Origin of the sequence: Pseudomonas brassicacearum, from assembly GCF_003732265.1 — a bacterium.
GTDB lineage: Bacteria > Pseudomonadota > Gammaproteobacteria > Pseudomonadales > Pseudomonadaceae > Aquipseudomonas > Aquipseudomonas brassicacearum_D.
The window spans coordinates 1-657 of sequence record NZ_MOBK01000119.1; the positions used below are offsets into that span (position 1 = coordinate 1).

Here is a 657-nt window from a genome sequence, read left to right on the forward strand (position 1 = left end):
CTGTCGGCATGATCGCTTACGCGCGGGTTTTAGCTGCGTTGGACTGCGAACTCTCGGTGGTTCCAGCAACGATGCCAACCCTTGAAGAGCTTGGAGATTTATTCGAATGAAATGTCCTGTCTTCAAGTCTGTACCCCTTAAGGTAATAGCGGCAGACTGTTCAGCGATGCCGAGGATTTCAATTTCCGTTATCACGAAGATGCATCGCCACCAATGGCGATCAGCCTCTCGATGCCTGTGCGACATGACGAATTTCTTCGGCGTGAGTTGCACCTGTATTTAGACAAAGGGGACAGATTTATTTAAATCATCCCCTTCCCCTCACTGCTACACTTACCTCACCGTTACAAGGACGTAGGAAACTATATGCCAAGAATGGCACGCATTGTATTACCAAACTACCCGCATCATATCGTGCAACGTGGCCACAACAAGCAGGTGGTATTCGCCGCCCCAGAAGACTTCCAGCGTTACGTCAGCGACTTGAAAGAACTCAAGCATGTCTTTGGTGTGAAGGTCTACGCCTTCTGCTTAATGACTAATCACGTCCACCTGCTCCTCGCCCCAGGAGAAGACACATCCGGACTAGGGAAGTTGATGAAAGGTCTGGCTGGCCGTATGACGCGTTATCGCAACAAGCTCGAAGGACGCTCGGGC

2 protein-coding genes and 1 pseudogene are annotated in these 657 nt (G+C 50.7%); all 3 read left to right on the forward strand.

All coding sequences use genetic code 11. The features are described from left to right. Window positions 1-110, forward strand: a pseudogene (locus BK660_RS33265) (transcriptional regulator); the annotation flags it as partial. A gap of 46 nt (window positions 111-156) precedes the next feature. Continuing rightward, window positions 157-306 carry a hypothetical protein gene (locus BK660_RS33755; protein WP_404942966.1) on the forward strand — a complete coding sequence of 50 codons (150 nt, stop codon included), beginning with the start codon at window positions 157-159 and terminating at the stop codon, window positions 304-306. A gap of 60 nt (window positions 307-366) precedes the next feature. Continuing rightward, window positions 367-657, forward strand: a 291-nt coding sequence (locus BK660_RS30355) for a transposase (RefSeq protein ID WP_185045268.1), incomplete at its 3' end; no start/stop codon positions are given.